This window comes from Streptomyces sp. NBC_00009 (assembly GCF_045040855.1).
GTDB classification, from domain to species: domain Bacteria; phylum Actinomycetota; class Actinomycetes; order Streptomycetales; family Streptomycetaceae; genus Streptomyces; species Streptomyces aureus.
Genome location: NZ_CP108312.1, coordinates 8851872 through 8866254 on the forward strand (window position 1 = coordinate 8851872; position 14383 = coordinate 8866254).

Here is a 14383-nt window from a genome sequence, read left to right on the forward strand (position 1 = left end):
GGGTGTGGCGGCGTACTCCGACGTGGTGTCGGGGTGCGCCGCCACGAGGTGGTGCGGTAGGGGTTGTGTTGCCGTCACGGGGTGGTGCGTGCGGGTTTTGCGTGGTGGTCCGCCTGGTCATACGGGCTACTTCGGGTCGTCGTTGAACTTCGCCTTGGACCAGTAGTAGCCGAGGACGGTTAGGCCGAGGCTCCAGGCGATGGTGAGCCAGCCGTTGTTGCCGATCTCGCTGCCGAGGAGGAGACCGCGCAGGGTTTCGATGGCGGGGGTGAAGGGCTGGTATTGGGCGATGGGCTGGAACCAGCCGGGCATGGTGTCGGTGGGGATGAAGGCGCTGGACAGGAGGGGCAGCAGGATCAGGGGCATGGCGTTGTTGCTGGCAGCCTCGGCGTTCGGGCTGATCAACCCCATACCGACCGCGATCCAGGTGAGCGCTGTTGCGAACAGCACGAGAAGCCCGAACGCAGCCAGCCATTCAAGGGCGGTGGCGTCCGTGGACCGGAACCCGATCGCCACGGCGACGGCCCCGACTAGCACCACGCTCGTGATGCATTGCAGGACGCTGCCGATGACGTGTCCGATGAGGACGGAGCCGCGGTGGATGGCCATGGTGCGGAAGCGGGCGATGATGCCCTCGGTCATGTCGTTGGAGACGGAGACGGCGGTTCCGATGGTGGTGGAGCCGATCGTCATCAGGAGCAGGCCGGGGACGATGTAGGCGATGTAGACGGAGCGGTCGGCGCCGTGGCCGCCGATGCCGGCGCTCATGACATCGCCGAAGATGTAGACGAACAGCAACAGCAGCATGATCGGCGTGAGCAGCAGGTTCAGGGTGAGCGACGGATAGCGGCGGGCGTGCAGGAGGTTGCGGCGCAGCATCGTGGAAGAGTCGCGCACGGCGAGGGACAGGGAGCTCATCGGGCTTCCTCCTTGGGCTGGTTGGGCTGGTTGGGGACGGTGGCGCTGCCGGTGAGGGCGAAGAACACGTCGTCGAGGTCGGGGGTGTGCACGGTCAGCTCGTCCGCCTCGATGCCGACCGAGTCCAGCCAGTCGAGGATGGAGCGCAGCTCGCGCTGGCTGCCGTCGCTGGGGATCTGCAGCGCGAGCGCCTCGTCGTCGCGGTGGGCCTCGCGCAGTGAGAGGGCGGCGGACCGGTAGGCGTCCGGGTCGGTGAACCGGAGCCGGATGTGTCCGCCGGGGATGAGCCGCTTGAGTTCCTCGGCGGTGCCCTCGGCGGCGATCCTGCCGTCGTTGAGCACGGCGATACGGTCGGCGAGTTCGTCGGCCTCGTCGAGGTACTGCGTGGTGAGGAAGACGGTGACACCGTCGGAGACCAGCTCGCGGATGATGCCCCACATGTTGTGCCGGGCGCGGGGGTCGAGGCCGGTGGTCGGCTCGTCGAGGAAGATGATCCGCGGGTTGCCGACCAGCGTCATGGCGATGTCGAGGCGGCGCTTCATACCGCCGGAGTAGGTGGAGGCGGGCTTCTTCGCTGCGTCGGTGAGGTCGAAGCGCGCGAGGAGTTCGGCGGCGACGCGCCGCCCCTCGGACTTGGGGAGGTGGTGCAGGTCGGCCATGAGGAGCATGTTCTCCTCGCCGGTGATCAGGCCGTCGACGGCGGAGAACTGCCCGGTGACACCGATCGCAGCCCGCACCGCCTGCGCCTTGGTCGCGAGGTCGTGCCCGCCGACGCGGATCTCGCCAGAGGCGGGATCGGGGGAGAGGAGGGTGGAAAGGATCTTGACCGCGGTGGTCTTGCCGGCGCCGTTCGGCCCGAGCAGGGAGAACACCGTTCCCTCAGGGACGGCCAGGTCGATGCCGTCAAGGACGGTCTTGTCGCCGTAGGACTTGCGCAGCCCGTTCGCCGCGATGGCCAAAGTACTCATGAAAGGCGCTCCTTCGAGACCTGTGGGTGGCTTAGAGGCTGCGGGCGGTGATGTCGCCGTGGGCGGTGGTGGCGTGGATGGTGAGTGCGGCGGTGGCGCCGTCGGTGTTCTTGAGGGTGTTGTGGATGCGGCCGTAGGTGGTGCCGGCGTCCAGAGCGGCAGACACGCCGCGGGCGGCGCCGATGGTGATGTCACCGAACTCGGTGCGCAGTTCGACCGTCCCGCTCGTGGCCTCGGCGATGTTCAGGTCGCCCTTTTGCGTGCTGATCTGCGCGGGGCCGTTCAGGCGGCCGACCAGGATGTCTCCGGCCTGGAGGGTGAGGCGGGCGCCGGTGGTCTCGTCGAGCTTGACCGTGCCCTGCGCGCCCTCGAAGGTGACGTCGCCGAGACGTCCCACACCGCGCAGTTCGGCGGCGGCAGTCTTCGCCTCGACGCGGGAGCCGGCGGGCAGCTGGACGGTCACTTCGACGGAACCGGAGTTGCCCAGGATCCGGTTCTTCGAAGCTGCCGCCTCGATGCGCAGAACACCGTCGGCGTAGGTGACCGTGGTCTGTTCGGCGGCCTTGAGGTCGCGGCTCTTGGACTTGTCGGCGGGCAGGATCTCGACGCATGTGTCGGCGCGGTCGGCGGCGATGAACCGGATGCGGCCCGCGGGGATGTCCAGGACGGCGGTGACGGGGGAGGGGGTGTCGAACTTCTGCATGGTGTGCTCCTTGAATCCGTTGTTTCTGATGGGCGAAACGCTACGTTGCATTCAAGGATCGAGCAACAGTCTTGTTGCGCAAGAACCCTATAACTGCAGGTAGTTGCAGGGATTTCATTGCAATGGTCTGGGCTCTAATGCAACAGGTCCACTGCCCGTCGTTGCAATGAAATGAGAGTGAACGCTATAGTCGGCCGGGCGGACCTCAGTTGCGGACGTCGGACACTGGGCGCGAGACAGGTATGCCAGGCACTGGCGCATGGTTGCGAAGAAGAGGGAGACAGCAATGCCAGGAGGCAGACTCACCCAACAGGAACGCCAGCAGATCACCCTGGGGCTGGCCGACGGCCTCGCCTATGCCGAGATCGCCAGAAACCTGGAGCGTCCAACGTCGACAATCACGCGCGAGGTGCTGCGCAACGGCGGCCCGACCGCCTACCGCGCGGACCTCGCGCACCGGGCCACGGAACAGCGTGCCCGCCGTAAGCAGGCCGCGCCCCGGGACGAGGGCGCGGGTGGCACGTCTTCGCAGGCTTATGGGCGTGATGCGGAGGCGGTGCGCGCGTACGAGGAGACGTTCACGACCGTTCTCATACAGTCGGGCACGCCGAAGATGATGGCGCGGGTGATGTCCTGCCTGACCCTCACCGACACGGGCAGTCTCACCGCGGCCGAGCTCGTCCAGCGTCTGCAGGTGAGCCCTGCGTCCGTCTCGAAGGCGGTCGCGTTTTTGGAGAGTCAGGGCATGGTCCGCCGGGAGCGTGATGAACGGCGCCGGGAGCGCTATGTCGTGGACAACGACATCATGTACCAGTCGATGATGGCGTCCGCCCGCTCCACCGCCCACATGGTCGACGTCGCGCGGCAGGGTGTCGGTGTTCTCGGGTCGGGCACTCCGGCGGCGACCCGTCTGGAGAACATCGCCCGTTTCCTCGACTTCGTCTCCGAAAGCATTGCGCGCGCGGCCGAGCAGGCCCGGGACATCCTCCATACCCAGCCCGAACCGCCGAAGGACAGCACCACCTGACCGTCCCTCAGGGCCCAAGCCGCCCGGATATGGGGAGGTTATCCGGGATCCAGACGTGAAGCGGGGCGCGTTCGCCGGACCTCAGCCCGCCGGCCGTGGTGGCCTGTCGTCTCCAGGGTGGGACGGCTACCGGGCACTCGTGGGCCGGTGGCCCGGCGATCGCGTGCTGACCCGGTCCCGCTCCGGCGGTGATCTGACGGGGGCATTTCCCGAGATCGTTGCCGCAGCCGCAGCCGCAGCCGCAGCCGCAGCCCGCAGCCGCCGACTTGCCCGACAACACCGCGCTCGACGGCGTTATGTGACCTGTGGGGGTGTCTCAGCCCCCAGGTGTCTCAGACGGCGCAGCTCCCATAGACGAGACGTGACGGGCGTCGCGGCCATGTGCCGCAGCGGCCGCTCAGAGGTGGCCGTCCAGGAAGTTCCGTACCTCGGCGATGGTCATAGGCCCCGTGCTGTGCGCCACCGCCTCTCCCTCCTTCAGCAGGACGCAGGACGGGGCTCCGGTGATCCCGTATCGCTCGGTTGCGGCCGGACAACGCGTGATGTCGGCGCGGACGACCGTCAGGCGGCCCGTGTAGTCGTCGGCGATGCCACCCACAACGAGGTCCATCACCCGGCAGGGCTCGATTGCCTTGGGCCACGTCCCGGTGAAGTATGCGAGGACCGGAACTCCGCTCATCCCGAGGATGAAATTGAACTCCGCGTCCTCACGGGGTCGGTGAACCTGCTTCGCCATGGAAGCTCCTGACCTTACGTTCCGTCATTCCATCCCCATCTTCCCTCGCGCGGTGTGCCAGGCCGGCCCGGTCGGTCGTACGGTTGACCTGCCGGAAGGGGGGCACGGGGCCGTCGCAGAACCACGGTGGTCCCCGGCGCGAGCGGCCCGCCCCTGGTGACCCGGCCTGGCCGCCCCGCCGGTCACCCAGCTGCAGCCCGCCGCGCGCCCGTGGGTCAGCTCGTGCCAGGACAGCGCCCTCCACGACGACATGAAAGCCGTTTTCCAGGGCCAAGCGGCCCAGATCACCGACCAGATGCTCGATGAGCGCGTCGACGAGCGGGCCGGTGCGCATCGTCCACCGGATCCAGTCGAGCCGTATCCGCCACCGCGCTTCTCAGAGACAGCGTCCCCGACGGGCTTACCGAGGCCTTGTCTGGTCTTCACATCAACCCCCGGTCTCAGCTGGCTAATACCGCTCTTCCCGGGGCCGCATGAGCCAGCTGATGGCACCGAGAACGAGGCACGATTCCTGGACCGCTCGCGGCCGCGGGCGTGGACGGTCGAAGTTCGCGTCAGCTGACCCGAAGACCGACCGCCAGCGTCAGTTCAAGGACCCGTTGTGGCGATGCGAGATCCGGAAACAGCTCCCGCAGCTGCGACATCCGGTAGCGGACCGTCTGGGGATGGACGAACAGTGCCGCCGCCACCTCGTCCCGTCTGCCCTGGTGCAGCAGCCACGCCCGCAACGTCTCCTCCAGCCGCTGTGCGGTCGCGGCGGGCAAGGTCCGCAGCGGTGCGAGGGCTCGGGCCCGCAGGTCTGCGAACGCGTCCGCGTCGGCGCTCAGCACCAGCTCGGGCAGGTGGTCCTCGGTGTCGCGGATATCGGAGGAGAGGGAGCGCGCGCGAACCGCTCGTGCGTACGAGGCGGACGCACGGGTCCATGGCCGGGCCGGGCCGACCACGGCGGTGCGGTCGGTCAGCTGCCGCAAGAGATGTGCTCGGTCGGCATCGGGGACGAGCAGCACACCGGTGGCGTCCGGCAGATCGTCGAGGACGAGGGTGCTCGGGTCGAGCGCGCGGTAGGCAGGCCGGGCCTGGGCGGCGGGCAGCAGGACCGCGGTCAGCGAAACCGGAGGCTGCCACCCGGCCCGTTGAACAGAGGCCAGCAGCACGTCCGGGCTCGCGCCGGCGAGGAGGTCGCGGGCCAGGTGTTCCAGGTGGCGCTCGTGGGCCCTGCCCCGGGCGGCCAGTTCGTCGGCGTGGCCCGCGGCGCTCGCGGCGGAGAGCTCGTCGATGTAGGCGAAGGTCAGCTCGGCGAACTTGGCGACCTCGGCGGCGGGCAGACCTGCGGGTACGGCACCCGCTGCCAGGCATCGCCAGGCCACGCGGGCGCCGACGCGGTAGGCGCTGAGCAGGGCGTCCATCGAACGGCCGTCGCGCACCTCGCCGCGGCCCAGCTCGTAGGCTGCGTCACCGGCGTCGCCGCCCGTGGCGTTCCCGCTCGCGAGGTCCAGGTAGTGCCCCAGGGCAGTGCGGACGGCTCGGCGGATGGTGGCGCCCATGCGGCCCGAAAGAGCGCCTGCGTAGGGAGGGACCTCGTCGATGATCGCCTGGACGACCTCGTCGGCGGTGCTCTTCAGCGCGGCCCGAAGTGCGGTGACCGTCGTCTCATCCAAGGCCAGTTCGCTGGCCCTCCGGACTGCATGGCTCATGTTTTGTTCCCTACGAACAATTCAGCCGACCAGATTTACGTCCTGTGGTCAGGACTTTACGCCCTGAGGCGCAGCAAGCTGGAGTCATGACGAGTACAGCCCTCCGCAGCAGGGCGTGGAAACTGCTGGAGATGGTCACGACGCCGCTGCTGCCGTCGGACTACCTCGACCTGGTCAGCCCCCTGCGTGCGGGCGCTGACCTGCGTGGGCGCATCGAGGCCGTGCACCCCGAAACGGGTGACGCCGCGACCATCGTGATCAGGCCGGGACGGGGCTGGCGCGGCCACACAGCCGGTCAGTACGTGCGGATCGGGGTCGACGTCGACGGGGTGCGCCTGTGGCGTGCCTACTCGGTCACCTCGCCGACAAACCGCCAGGACGGCCGCGTCACGATCACCGTGAAGGCGATCCCGGACGGCAAGGTCAGCAACCACCTGGTCCGCAGGGCGAAACCGGGCACGCTGATCCAGCTCGACCAGCCGACCGGTGACTTCGTGCTGCCGCAGGCCAAGCCCGCCAAGGTGCTCTACCTGACGGCCGGCAGCGGCATCACGCCCGTGATGGGCATGCTGCGTGACATCGAGTTCGACGACGTCGTCATGGTCCACTGCGCGCCACAGCCGCAAGACGTGATCTTCCGCAACGAACTGCACGACCTGGTCGCGGACAAGAAGCTGCGGCTCACCGAGGTGCACACCGACACAGACGGCATGCTCGACATCGCCCGTCTCGACGAACTCGTGCCCGACTGGGCCGAGCGCGAGACCTGGGCCTGCGGGCCCGCGGGCCTGCTCGACGCCGCCGAAGAGCACTGGACCGAGCACGGCGTACAAGAGCGCCTGCACACCGAACGCTTCCGCCCCGGCATCGTCGTCGCCGGCGACGGCGGCGAGGTCACGTTCAGCGCCACCGGCAGGACCGTCGACGCGGACGGCGCCACGCCGTTGCTGGACATCGGCGAGGAGGCCGGGGTGCTCATGCCCTCCGGGTGCCGCATGGGCATCTGCTTCGGCTGCGTCACGCCGCTCAAGGCGGGCGCCGTCCGCGACCTGCGCACCGGTGAGATCACCGAGGCCGAGCCGGGCGTCCTCATCCAGACCTGCGTGTCCGCCGCGGCGGGCCCCTGCGACATCGAACGGTAGGAGCACCTTGACCGCCATCGACCCCACCGCCCACCTGACCGCGGAGCAGATCGAGGAGCTCGGCCGCGAGCTGGACGCGATCCGCGACGAGGTGATCGCTGGCCGCGGCGAGAAAGACGCCGCCTACATCCGCAAGGTCATCTCGGCGCAGCGCAAACTCGAACTGGTCAGCAGGGGCGTGCTGCTGTTCTCGTTCTTCCCGCCCGCGTGGCTGCTCGGCACCGCCGGTCTGTCCGTGGCGAAGATCATGGACAACATGGAGATCGGCCACAACATCCTGCACGGCCAGTGGGACTGGATGCGGGACCCGAAGATCCACTCCACCACCTGGGAGTGGGATCACGTCTCGCCGTCCGAGCAGTGGAAGCACTCGCACAACGAGCTGCACCACACGTACACCAACGTGATCGGCAAGGACAACGACCTCGGCTACGGCATCATGCGCGTCGACGAGGACCAGAAGTGGCACCCGTTCCACCTCGGCCAGCCGCTGTGGAACTTCCTCAACGCCTGCTTCTTCGAGTACGGCATCGCGGCGTACGACCTGGAGCTCGGCAAGAACCTGCACATGCGCCGCCGCAAGAACCCGGAGTTCCGCGCGCGGGCCAAGGCCGTGGGCCGCAAGATCCGCAAGCAGGTGCTCAAGGACTACGTGATCCACCCGCTGCTGTCGGGCCCGTCGTTCCTCACCACGCTCGCCGCCACGTTCACCGCGAACCTGGTCCGCAACATCTGGTCCCACTCGGTGATCATGTGCGGGCACTTCCCCGAGGGCGTGCAGGTCTTCGAGCGCCGGTCGATCAAGGGCGAGACGCGCGGCCAGTGGTACCTGCGCCAGATGATGGGCTCGGCGAACATCAGCGGCAGCAGGGCCATGCACTTCATGACCGGCAACCTGTCGCACCAGATCGAGCACCACCTGTTCCCGGACCTGCCGAGCAACCGGTACGCCGAGGTCGCGGTGAAGGTGCGCGCGCTGTTCGAAAAGTACGAGCTGGAGTACGTCACCGGGCCGCTGCCCAAGCAGGTGTTCTCCGCGTGGCGCAAGGTCTTCCGGCTCTCGCTGCCGAACAAGAAGCCCATGGTCAAGACGCCGGACCGCGAGCAGGAGCTCGTCGCGGTCTGATTCCCGGTATTGGTTCAGATCTTTCGGCCGTACCGGCGGCACCGCCGGGGTTCGGTGAGATCCGTTGCGGACGGTGGGCGGCCGTGACATCAGACCGTACGACACGGGATCCGGGCAGCCCGGTGTCCGGCTGCGCTGCCTGGACGTGCGCCAGGAGCTCAGCACACAGCCCTCGGCGAGGTGTTGTAGTGCGCTGACCTGCTGTGGTCGGGCCGGTAGTCGGGTGCGTACGCGCACTCGGTTTGCCGACGGGCGGGCTGGGTGGAAGGCATGGGCTGTGAGGTGGACACTGCCCAAACCGATGCTCGCCGCCCCTGTGTCCGCCCCTGCGCTGCTGCCGGGGTGGGCGGGTGAGCCGAAGTGGGACGGGTGGCGGGCCCTGGTCTCCGTCGACGTGGGCCGGGTAGTGCTGCACTCACGGCGGGGCACGAGCCTGGCGGCTTCGTTCCTGGAGATCGAATCCGGGAGCAGCCAGCTGCCGGACGCGACGGCACTGGACGGTGTTATGTCGTGTGGGCGAATGACCGGCTCGCCTTCGAACGGCTTCAGCAACGCCAGCACCGCAGGTCAGCAGCCGCCGGCCCACTTCGTCGCCGGCGGACCGCCGTCAGCGGTGGCGGGCGGGCCTGCGGCGCTGTTCGGAGTCGGTCAGGGCCGGCCGCCTGTAGTCGCTGTCCGCGGGGTTGAGCGTGGCGCCGGGGGCGACGATCTCGTCGATGCGGTCGAGGATCTCGTCGTCGAGCCGGACCTCGGCGGCGGCGAGCTGGTCGGTGAGTTGCTCGACCGTGCGGGCGCCGAGGATCACCGAGGTGACGCCCGGGTGGGTCGTCGCGAAGGCGAGCGCCAGGTGCGTCAGGGAGATTCCCGCTTCGGCCGCCAAGGCTGACAGGTGCTCGACGGCGTCGAGTTTGCGCTGGTTGCCCGGCAGGTCGAGGTTGAACTTGTGGGCGACCGCCTGCCGGAACATGTTCATCTCGATCGGCTCGCCGCGGCGGAATCGCCCGGTCAGCCAGCCGCTGTTGAGCGGACTCCAGGTCAGCACGCCGAGCCCGTACTTCTGCGCGGTGGGCAGCACGTCCGCCTCGATGCCGCGCACGAAGACGGAGTACGGGGGCTGCTCGGTGCGGAAGGGGATGTGGCCCCGGCGGTCGGCGCCGCACAGGCGTGCCAACTCGTCCATGTCCGTGGTGCCCGACTCGGTTTCTGTACTCGTGGCCAGAGCCAGCATGATCAGCTGGATGGCTGAGAGCGGGCCCGGGGGACCTGTCAAAGGCGTGGAGCGCAGGCTCAGTGAGCGGCTCTGGCCCCGGCACGCCGCCCCGCGGCTTGGTCCATCACTGCCCGACGTGGCCAGGCGAGACCTGCAGCCACTGATCGACCTCGTTGACCGCCACGGCACGGACGCCATCCTCGCAGCCCTCGCCCAACTGGCCCCTGAACAGCAGGCCGAAGTGGCCGTCTCGACAGCGCACAAGGCCAAGGGCCGCGAATGGCCACGCGTGAAGGTCGCCGACGACTTCGCCCCGCCCAAAGACTCCGACCAGCAAGACGCCCCAGGACGCCCAGTGCCGGGCTCGACACAGCTGCCCCGTACCGAGCATGCAGCGGGCACCGCCGGGACCCTTGGAGACCAGGGCCTGCCGGCCACCCGAAGCCAGCGCCCGCCGCCAGCGGTTCGCCGACATCATCCGAGTCACCCGGAACCGCCGAGCCACCTCCCGGTCACTGGCCCCCTGCCTCGATCAGATCAGCGGCTGCCAACTGGACCTGCTCACGCCGAGCCCGCTCCTCAGCCGTCAGCCCTCCGCCATCGGGATACCTCATCCCTTCGGCATAGCGGGCCCCCGACAAGTGTCACGACCCCACGTAACCCACACCCTTAAGAATCTCTATCGTGCCGCGCTTGATCCCGAACCTCTACGGACAACACCTCAGAGGTTTCCATTTCACGGAGAAGCCCTCGAACGACGTCTTGATCGAAATCATCTCGGCGAGACATTTCAATAGCCCACGGAGCGGCCAGTTGCATCCAGTACGAACGGCCAGACTTCCATGCCGACTCGACCGTCAACTCAATTAGCCTCTCGGGAGTTGATATGTCCCCCTGGCCAAGTTTCACCCACGAGCGGGAAAATTCAGCCAAGGATTCAGGAAGATCGCGCTCCAAGTAGGGCCACATGGGAACGAACCCAGACCTCGCAAGCGCAGCCCGCCCCTCCGATTCCACCCCGACCCCAATACGGCCGTCAGGCATGATACCAATCCATGCCCCGTCCCCTCGGTACACCACCGGAGTCCAATTGCTCATCTCAACCCCAGGGCCTGTAGTCGAAGTCAATGCCTTGATCTCTCATGAATGTCTGGAACTGCTGGCGTGTGGAGTCCGTCCACCTGTGCCCATAGTGACCGCTATTTTCCGTGAACACCAGGCGTCCGTTATCCCGGAAGAGCGTGCCGCCCAGACCTTCAAGGGCAGGGCCGGGTTCGAGTCGGCGACCTTCGAGGACGACGCCTGGTTCGGGGCGGCGACCTTCCAGAGTCCGGTTGACCTTGGACCGTTTGTGTGTGCCGGAAGGGTGTCGTTGGCTGGTGCGGTGTTCGACGGTCCGATGACCTTGTCCTGCGTGGCACGCCGGGTGGAGTGCCGGCGAACCCGTTGGATGTCGACGGCCGAACTACGGCTGCGCTACACAACGGTGGACTTCTCCCATGCCGTCTTCGAGTACCCCCTCACGATCGCCGCGGAGGCCGCCCCCTTCGTGCTCTCCGACGGGCGGCCAGTGACAGAACAGGCTCTTGCTGGCGCGCCTGACGAGACGGTGCGGATGGCCTCGATGCGTGGGGTGGACGCGGCCCATCTGGTCCTCGCCGACGTCGATCTGTCGGGATGCCTGTTCACCGGGACCGTGCACCTGGACCAGATACGGCTGGAGGGCGCATGCGTCTTCGACACGGTCCCGCCCGCAATGCATTGGCGGGGCTGGCGTCCGATCCGGTTCACCCAACGCCGCACCCTCGCCGAAGAACACCACTGGCGCGCGAGCCGACCGGGGGCTGTCCCGGGCTGGAACGTGGCCGTGTTCGGCGCCGGGCGCGTCGGGCCGTTGCAACTGGCGCCGGTGTACCGCGCGCTTCGCAAAGCGTTCGAGGATGGCAAGCACGAGCCTGGGGCCGCCGACTTCTATTACGGGGAGATGGAGATGCGCCGCCACGCCGACGACATACCCCGAAGCGAGCGGGGTCTTCTGACTGCCTACTGGGCGCTGTCTGGCTACGGCATGCGCGCTTCCCGGGCGCTGGCGTGGCGCGGCGCCGCCATGCTCGTCACCATCGTGCTGCTGATGGGCCTCGGTCTCCCGAAGGACGCCTCGAAGCAGGCAGCGACCGGCACCGTCCCGGCCGGCGGAGGCAAAGTCACTTTGGAGATCGACAAGGCAGATCCCCAGAACCCCACCGGGGAAAGGTTCACCGGCGAGCGCTTCGAACAGGCCCTGAACGTCACCCTCAACTCAGTGGTGTTTCGCTCCGCCGACCAAGACCTGACCACTTCCGGCACCTACATCGAGATGGCGTCCCGTGTGACCGAGCCCGTCCTTCTGGGCCTGGCGATCCTGGCTGTCCGCAACCGGGTCAAACGCTGACTCGCTGGAGGCCGCTCCATGTATGGCCTTTGTGGCGCCGAGGGTGACGACCACGCCGTCGGACTGTGGCCATCACTCCCTACGGGCGTACGCGGATGACTGTCTTCCCGCTGCGTCGCGTGGTCGGGTTAAGGGCACCAACGGCATCATCCAAGCTCGCGACGTCACCGATGTTTGTCCGCAGCCGTCCGTCCCGCACCCGCTGCACGATCTCACCCAGTTCGGCACGATCGGCCTCGACAACGAAGTCCACCGCCAGACCGTCAGCGGGTCGCGCCTCGACCGGGCCGACGATGGACACCAGCGTTCCTCCAGCCTTGATCAGGGCAGCGGACCGCTTCTGAACGTCGCCACCGATGACATCGAAGACCAGATCGACGCCGCCGACGTCTTTCAGCGCGTCATTCTCGAGGTCGACGAACTCATGCGCGCCGAAGTCGAGTGCCTTCTCACGGTCGGCGGCGCGTCCGGTGCCGATGACGTAAGCGCCGGCCTCACGTGCGAGCTGGGTCACCATCGTCCCGACCGCCCCGGCCGCGCCATGGGCGAGGACGGTCTGGCCAGACTGAACGCGGCCGTGCTGGAACAGCCCCTGCCACGCGGTCAGACCTGAGATGGGCAGGGACGCGCCTACCGTGAAGTCGACGTCGCCTGGCAGCGGTGCGAGGTTGCGTGCTTCGATCGCCACGTACTCCGCCAGGGTGCCGTCACGGTGCCAGTCGGCGAGGCCGAACACCCGCTGCCCGACCGACAGCCCCGTCGTGCCGTAGCCGAGGGCGGTGACCACTCCGGCCAGCTCGTGGCCGGGGATCGACGGTGTCTTGTCACGGCCGGCGCGATCGGTCCAGGTCGATGGCCACTCCATCTCAGTCGGGACGAAGCCCGATGCATGAATCCGAACGATGACGTCGTTGATCGATGCGGACGGCTCAGGCCGCTCTGTCAGCGTCATCCCGGCCGTTCCCGCGGCCTGGTCGGTTACCACAATGGCTTTCATTGAGATTGTCCTCTTCCTCGTATGTGTTGTGGGTTTCGGTTCCCGGGTGGGTGCTTAGACGAAGGTGAACAGCTGGTCGGCGTCGAGTCCAGCTCCGACACCCGCGCCCCCGGCGGCACAGTCAGCAGGGAATCGAGGACCGCCCGCTGACCGGTGCGCCTTGGCGCATCTGAAGGGGGACATGGTCGAGGCGCTGCTACGCGAGGCCGGATTCGAGGCGCTGTCCAGCAACGACCTGCGCCCCGCAATGCGTTGCACCTTCGGGGTCAAGTCCGCGCAGGAGCCGGAGTCGCTCTGAGCGCCTGAGTGCTGTCGGGTTCTTCCAGCGATGTCCTCGGGAGGTCGCCATCCCCGGCTATCCGCGGGCGGTGATGCCACCGGAACCGACGCTGATATCGCTCGCGCCGGAGACGAGACGCTTCGCGCCGAAGGTTCGGGTGACCGAAGAAGGAAAATGTGCCGCGCGGCCGCCGGCGCGGCACAGATAACCTGCGCGGATGGAGCGGATTCAGCGGGCCGCTGGCGCGGTCGTCGGCTCAGCAGTGGGTGACGCCCTGGGCGGCCCCTTCGAGTTTGGTCCCCAGGAAGCGTTCTCCGCGCGGTTTCCCGCGCCTGGTGCCGGTGGCGAGATGTGCGGAGGCGGCGGCTGGGACCCCGGCGAGGCCACTGACGACACGCAGATGGCCGTCCTGGTCGCGGAGTCGCTGCTGGAGCGGGGCGGACTGGATCTGCCGGACATCTTCGCCCGCTTCCAGCGGTGGGCAGCATCAGAACCGAAGGACATCGGCTTGCAGACCGAAGACGTCCTGACCAACGGCATGCCCTGGGACCTCGCCGCCGCGATCCATTTCCAGGTCAACCAACGAGCAGCGGGAAACGGCTCCTTGATGCGGGCGTCGACCTCTGCGGTCTACTTCGCGGCCGCCGGCCAAGAAGCCACCATGGAAGCGGCCCGCCGCATCGCTGCGCTGACCCACGGTGACCGCGCGGCGTGGGAAGGCACGGCGATCTTCCACGAACTCATCCGTGTCACGTTCGAGGACACCGACCCCCTCACCGCGCTCCCGGACATCCTGGCTCTTGTCCATCCCGACCACCGGGGCCGCTACGCCACAGTCCTCGCGCCCGGTTGGCACCCCGATCAGGCAACCGAGTTCAACGGTGCCGTCTGGCCCTGCCTGGGCTCCGCCGTCTGGGCCCTGCGCACCACCAACAGCTTCGAAGGCGCGATTCGCGCGGCGATCGACCTCGGCGGCGACACGGACACCGTCGCCGCGGTGACCGGAGGTCTTGCGGGGGCGCGCTACGGTCTGGATGCAATCCCTGCCCACTGGGCCCAGCCGCTCCATGTCCCCCTCCCAGGATTCGACGGACGGGTGCTGCGCCTGGCAGATCTGCTCCACCTTGCGCGCCGCCTCGGAAGCTGAACCG

At 68.0% G+C, this 14383-nt stretch carries 14 protein-coding genes and 1 pseudogene; 7 read left to right on the forward strand and 8 right to left on the reverse strand.

Features of this window, described 5'->3' with window-relative positions; all coding sequences use genetic code 11:
• Nucleotides 1-126 precede the first annotated feature (126 nt).
• From OHA58_RS40345 to OHA58_RS40355, 3 genes are read right to left on the reverse strand one after another with little or no spacing between them, the layout of a single operon-like run.
• The gene (locus OHA58_RS40345; protein WP_405475104.1) at nucleotides 127-918 is read right to left on the reverse strand and encodes an ABC transporter permease; all 792 of its coding nucleotides are present in this window, start codon (nucleotides 916-918) and stop codon (nucleotides 127-129) included.
• Nucleotides 915-1886: an ATP-binding cassette domain-containing protein gene (locus OHA58_RS40350; protein ID WP_405475101.1), complete on the reverse strand. Its 972-nt coding sequence runs from the start codon at nucleotides 1884-1886 to the stop codon at nucleotides 915-917. The genes OHA58_RS40345 and OHA58_RS40350 overlap by 4 nt, the downstream gene beginning before the upstream one ends.
• A 31-nt stretch (nucleotides 1887-1917) precedes the next feature.
• Nucleotides 1918-2589 carry a DUF4097 family beta strand repeat-containing protein gene (locus tag OHA58_RS40355; protein ID WP_405475099.1) on the reverse strand — a complete coding sequence of 224 codons (672 nt, stop codon included), beginning with the start codon at nucleotides 2587-2589 and terminating at the stop codon, nucleotides 1918-1920.
• A 286-nt stretch (nucleotides 2590-2875) separates the two neighbouring features.
• Here OHA58_RS40355 and OHA58_RS40360 point away from each other — a divergent pair, with 286 nt between their 5' ends.
• Nucleotides 2876-3616, forward strand: a complete 741-nt coding sequence (locus tag OHA58_RS40360) for a helix-turn-helix domain-containing protein (RefSeq protein WP_405475097.1) — start codon at nucleotides 2876-2878, stop codon at nucleotides 3614-3616.
• Nucleotides 3617-4013: 397 nt separating this feature from the next.
• Here OHA58_RS40360 and OHA58_RS40365 read toward each other — a convergent pair whose 3' ends face one another.
• Both OHA58_RS40365 and OHA58_RS40370 read right to left on the reverse strand, forming a co-directional pair.
• A complete protein-coding gene (locus tag OHA58_RS40365; protein WP_405475094.1) occupies nucleotides 4014-4352 on the reverse strand; it encodes a thioredoxin family protein in 339 nt (112 codons plus the stop codon).
• Nucleotides 4353-4906: 554 nt separating this feature from the next.
• A complete protein-coding gene (locus OHA58_RS40370; protein WP_405475092.1) occupies nucleotides 4907-6046 on the reverse strand; it encodes a PucR family transcriptional regulator in 1140 nt (379 codons plus the stop codon).
• Nucleotides 6047-6132: 86 nt separating this feature from the next.
• Here OHA58_RS40370 and OHA58_RS40375 point away from each other — a divergent pair, with 86 nt between their 5' ends.
• Both OHA58_RS40375 and OHA58_RS40380 read left to right on the forward strand, forming a co-directional pair.
• Nucleotides 6133-7188 carry a ferredoxin reductase gene (locus OHA58_RS40375; protein ID WP_405475090.1) on the forward strand — a complete coding sequence of 352 codons (1056 nt, stop codon included), beginning with the start codon at nucleotides 6133-6135 and terminating at the stop codon, nucleotides 7186-7188.
• 7 nt (nucleotides 7189-7195) lie between these two features.
• Nucleotides 7196-8314 (forward strand): fatty acid desaturase family protein, encoded by a 1119-nt coding sequence (locus OHA58_RS40380; protein ID WP_405475088.1) that lies wholly within the window; start codon nucleotides 7196-7198, stop codon nucleotides 8312-8314.
• Nucleotides 8315-8921: 607 nt separating this feature from the next.
• Here the strand turns inward: OHA58_RS40380 and OHA58_RS40385 are convergent.
• Nucleotides 8922-9542 (reverse strand): aldo/keto reductase, encoded by a 621-nt coding sequence (locus tag OHA58_RS40385; protein ID WP_405475086.1) that lies wholly within the window; start codon nucleotides 9540-9542, stop codon nucleotides 8922-8924.
• Nucleotides 9543-9657: 115 nt separating this feature from the next.
• Between OHA58_RS40385 and OHA58_RS40390 the strand changes: the two are divergent.
• Nucleotides 9658-9888 (forward strand): annotated as a pseudogene (locus OHA58_RS40390) (DNA helicase); the annotation flags it as partial.
• A gap of 735 nt (nucleotides 9889-10623) precedes the next feature.
• On the opposite strand, the gene OHA58_RS40395 reads toward OHA58_RS40390, so the two are convergent.
• Nucleotides 10624-10740, reverse strand: a complete 117-nt coding sequence (locus OHA58_RS40395; protein WP_405475083.1) for a hypothetical protein — start codon at nucleotides 10738-10740, stop codon at nucleotides 10624-10626.
• Between OHA58_RS40395 and OHA58_RS40400 the strand changes: the two genes are divergently transcribed.
• Nucleotides 10717-11955 (forward strand): hypothetical protein, encoded by a 1239-nt coding sequence (locus OHA58_RS40400; RefSeq protein ID WP_405475081.1) that lies wholly within the window; start codon nucleotides 10717-10719, stop codon nucleotides 11953-11955. The two genes, OHA58_RS40395 and OHA58_RS40400, sit on opposite strands and share 24 nt — an antisense overlap.
• Nucleotides 11956-12034: 79 nt before the next feature.
• On the opposite strand, the gene OHA58_RS40405 is transcribed toward OHA58_RS40400, so the two are convergent.
• On the reverse strand, nucleotides 12035-12952 hold the full coding sequence (locus OHA58_RS40405) for an NADP-dependent oxidoreductase (protein ID WP_405475079.1): 918 nt from the start codon (nucleotides 12950-12952) through the stop codon (nucleotides 12035-12037).
• 160 nt (nucleotides 12953-13112) lie between these two features.
• Between OHA58_RS40405 and OHA58_RS40410 the strand changes: the two genes are divergently transcribed.
• Together OHA58_RS40410 and OHA58_RS40415 are read left to right on the forward strand one after the other, a co-directional pair.
• Nucleotides 13113-13250 (forward strand): hypothetical protein, encoded by a 138-nt coding sequence (locus OHA58_RS40410; protein WP_405485411.1) that lies wholly within the window; start codon nucleotides 13113-13115, stop codon nucleotides 13248-13250.
• Between the two features lie 199 nt (nucleotides 13251-13449).
• On the forward strand, nucleotides 13450-14379 hold the full coding sequence (locus OHA58_RS40415) for an ADP-ribosylglycohydrolase family protein (RefSeq protein ID WP_405475077.1): 930 nt from the start codon (nucleotides 13450-13452) through the stop codon (nucleotides 14377-14379).
• Nucleotides 14380-14383: the final 4 nt, after the last annotated feature.

Coding starts and splice junctions, on each gene's coding strand:
- OHA58_RS40345 (WP_405475104.1), bottom strand. CDS start 918: ATGAGCTCCCTGTCCCTCGCCGTGCGCGACTCTTCCACGATGCTGCGC.
- OHA58_RS40350 (WP_405475101.1), bottom strand. CDS start 1,886: ATGAGTACTTTGGCCATCGCGGCGAACGGGCTGCGCAAGTCCTACGGC.
- OHA58_RS40355 (WP_405475099.1), bottom strand. CDS start 2,589: ATGCAGAAGTTCGACACCCCCTCCCCCGTCACCGCCGTCCTGGACATC.
- OHA58_RS40360 (WP_405475097.1), top strand. CDS start 2,876: ATGCCAGGAGGCAGACTCACCCAACAGGAACGCCAGCAGATCACCCTG.
- OHA58_RS40365 (WP_405475094.1), bottom strand. CDS start 4,352: ATGGCGAAGCAGGTTCACCGACCCCGTGAGGACGCGGAGTTCAATTTC.
- OHA58_RS40370 (WP_405475092.1), bottom strand. CDS start 6,046: ATGAGCCATGCAGTCCGGAGGGCCAGCGAACTGGCCTTGGATGAGACG.
- OHA58_RS40375 (WP_405475090.1), top strand. CDS start 6,133: ATGACGAGTACAGCCCTCCGCAGCAGGGCGTGGAAACTGCTGGAGATG.
- OHA58_RS40385 (WP_405475086.1), bottom strand. CDS start 9,542: ATGCTGGCTCTGGCCACGAGTACAGAAACCGAGTCGGGCACCACGGAC.
- OHA58_RS40405 (WP_405475079.1), bottom strand. CDS start 12,952: ATGAAAGCCATTGTGGTAACCGACCAGGCCGCGGGAACGGCCGGGATG.
- OHA58_RS40415 (WP_405475077.1), top strand. CDS start 13,450: ATGGAGCGGATTCAGCGGGCCGCTGGCGCGGTCGTCGGCTCAGCAGTG.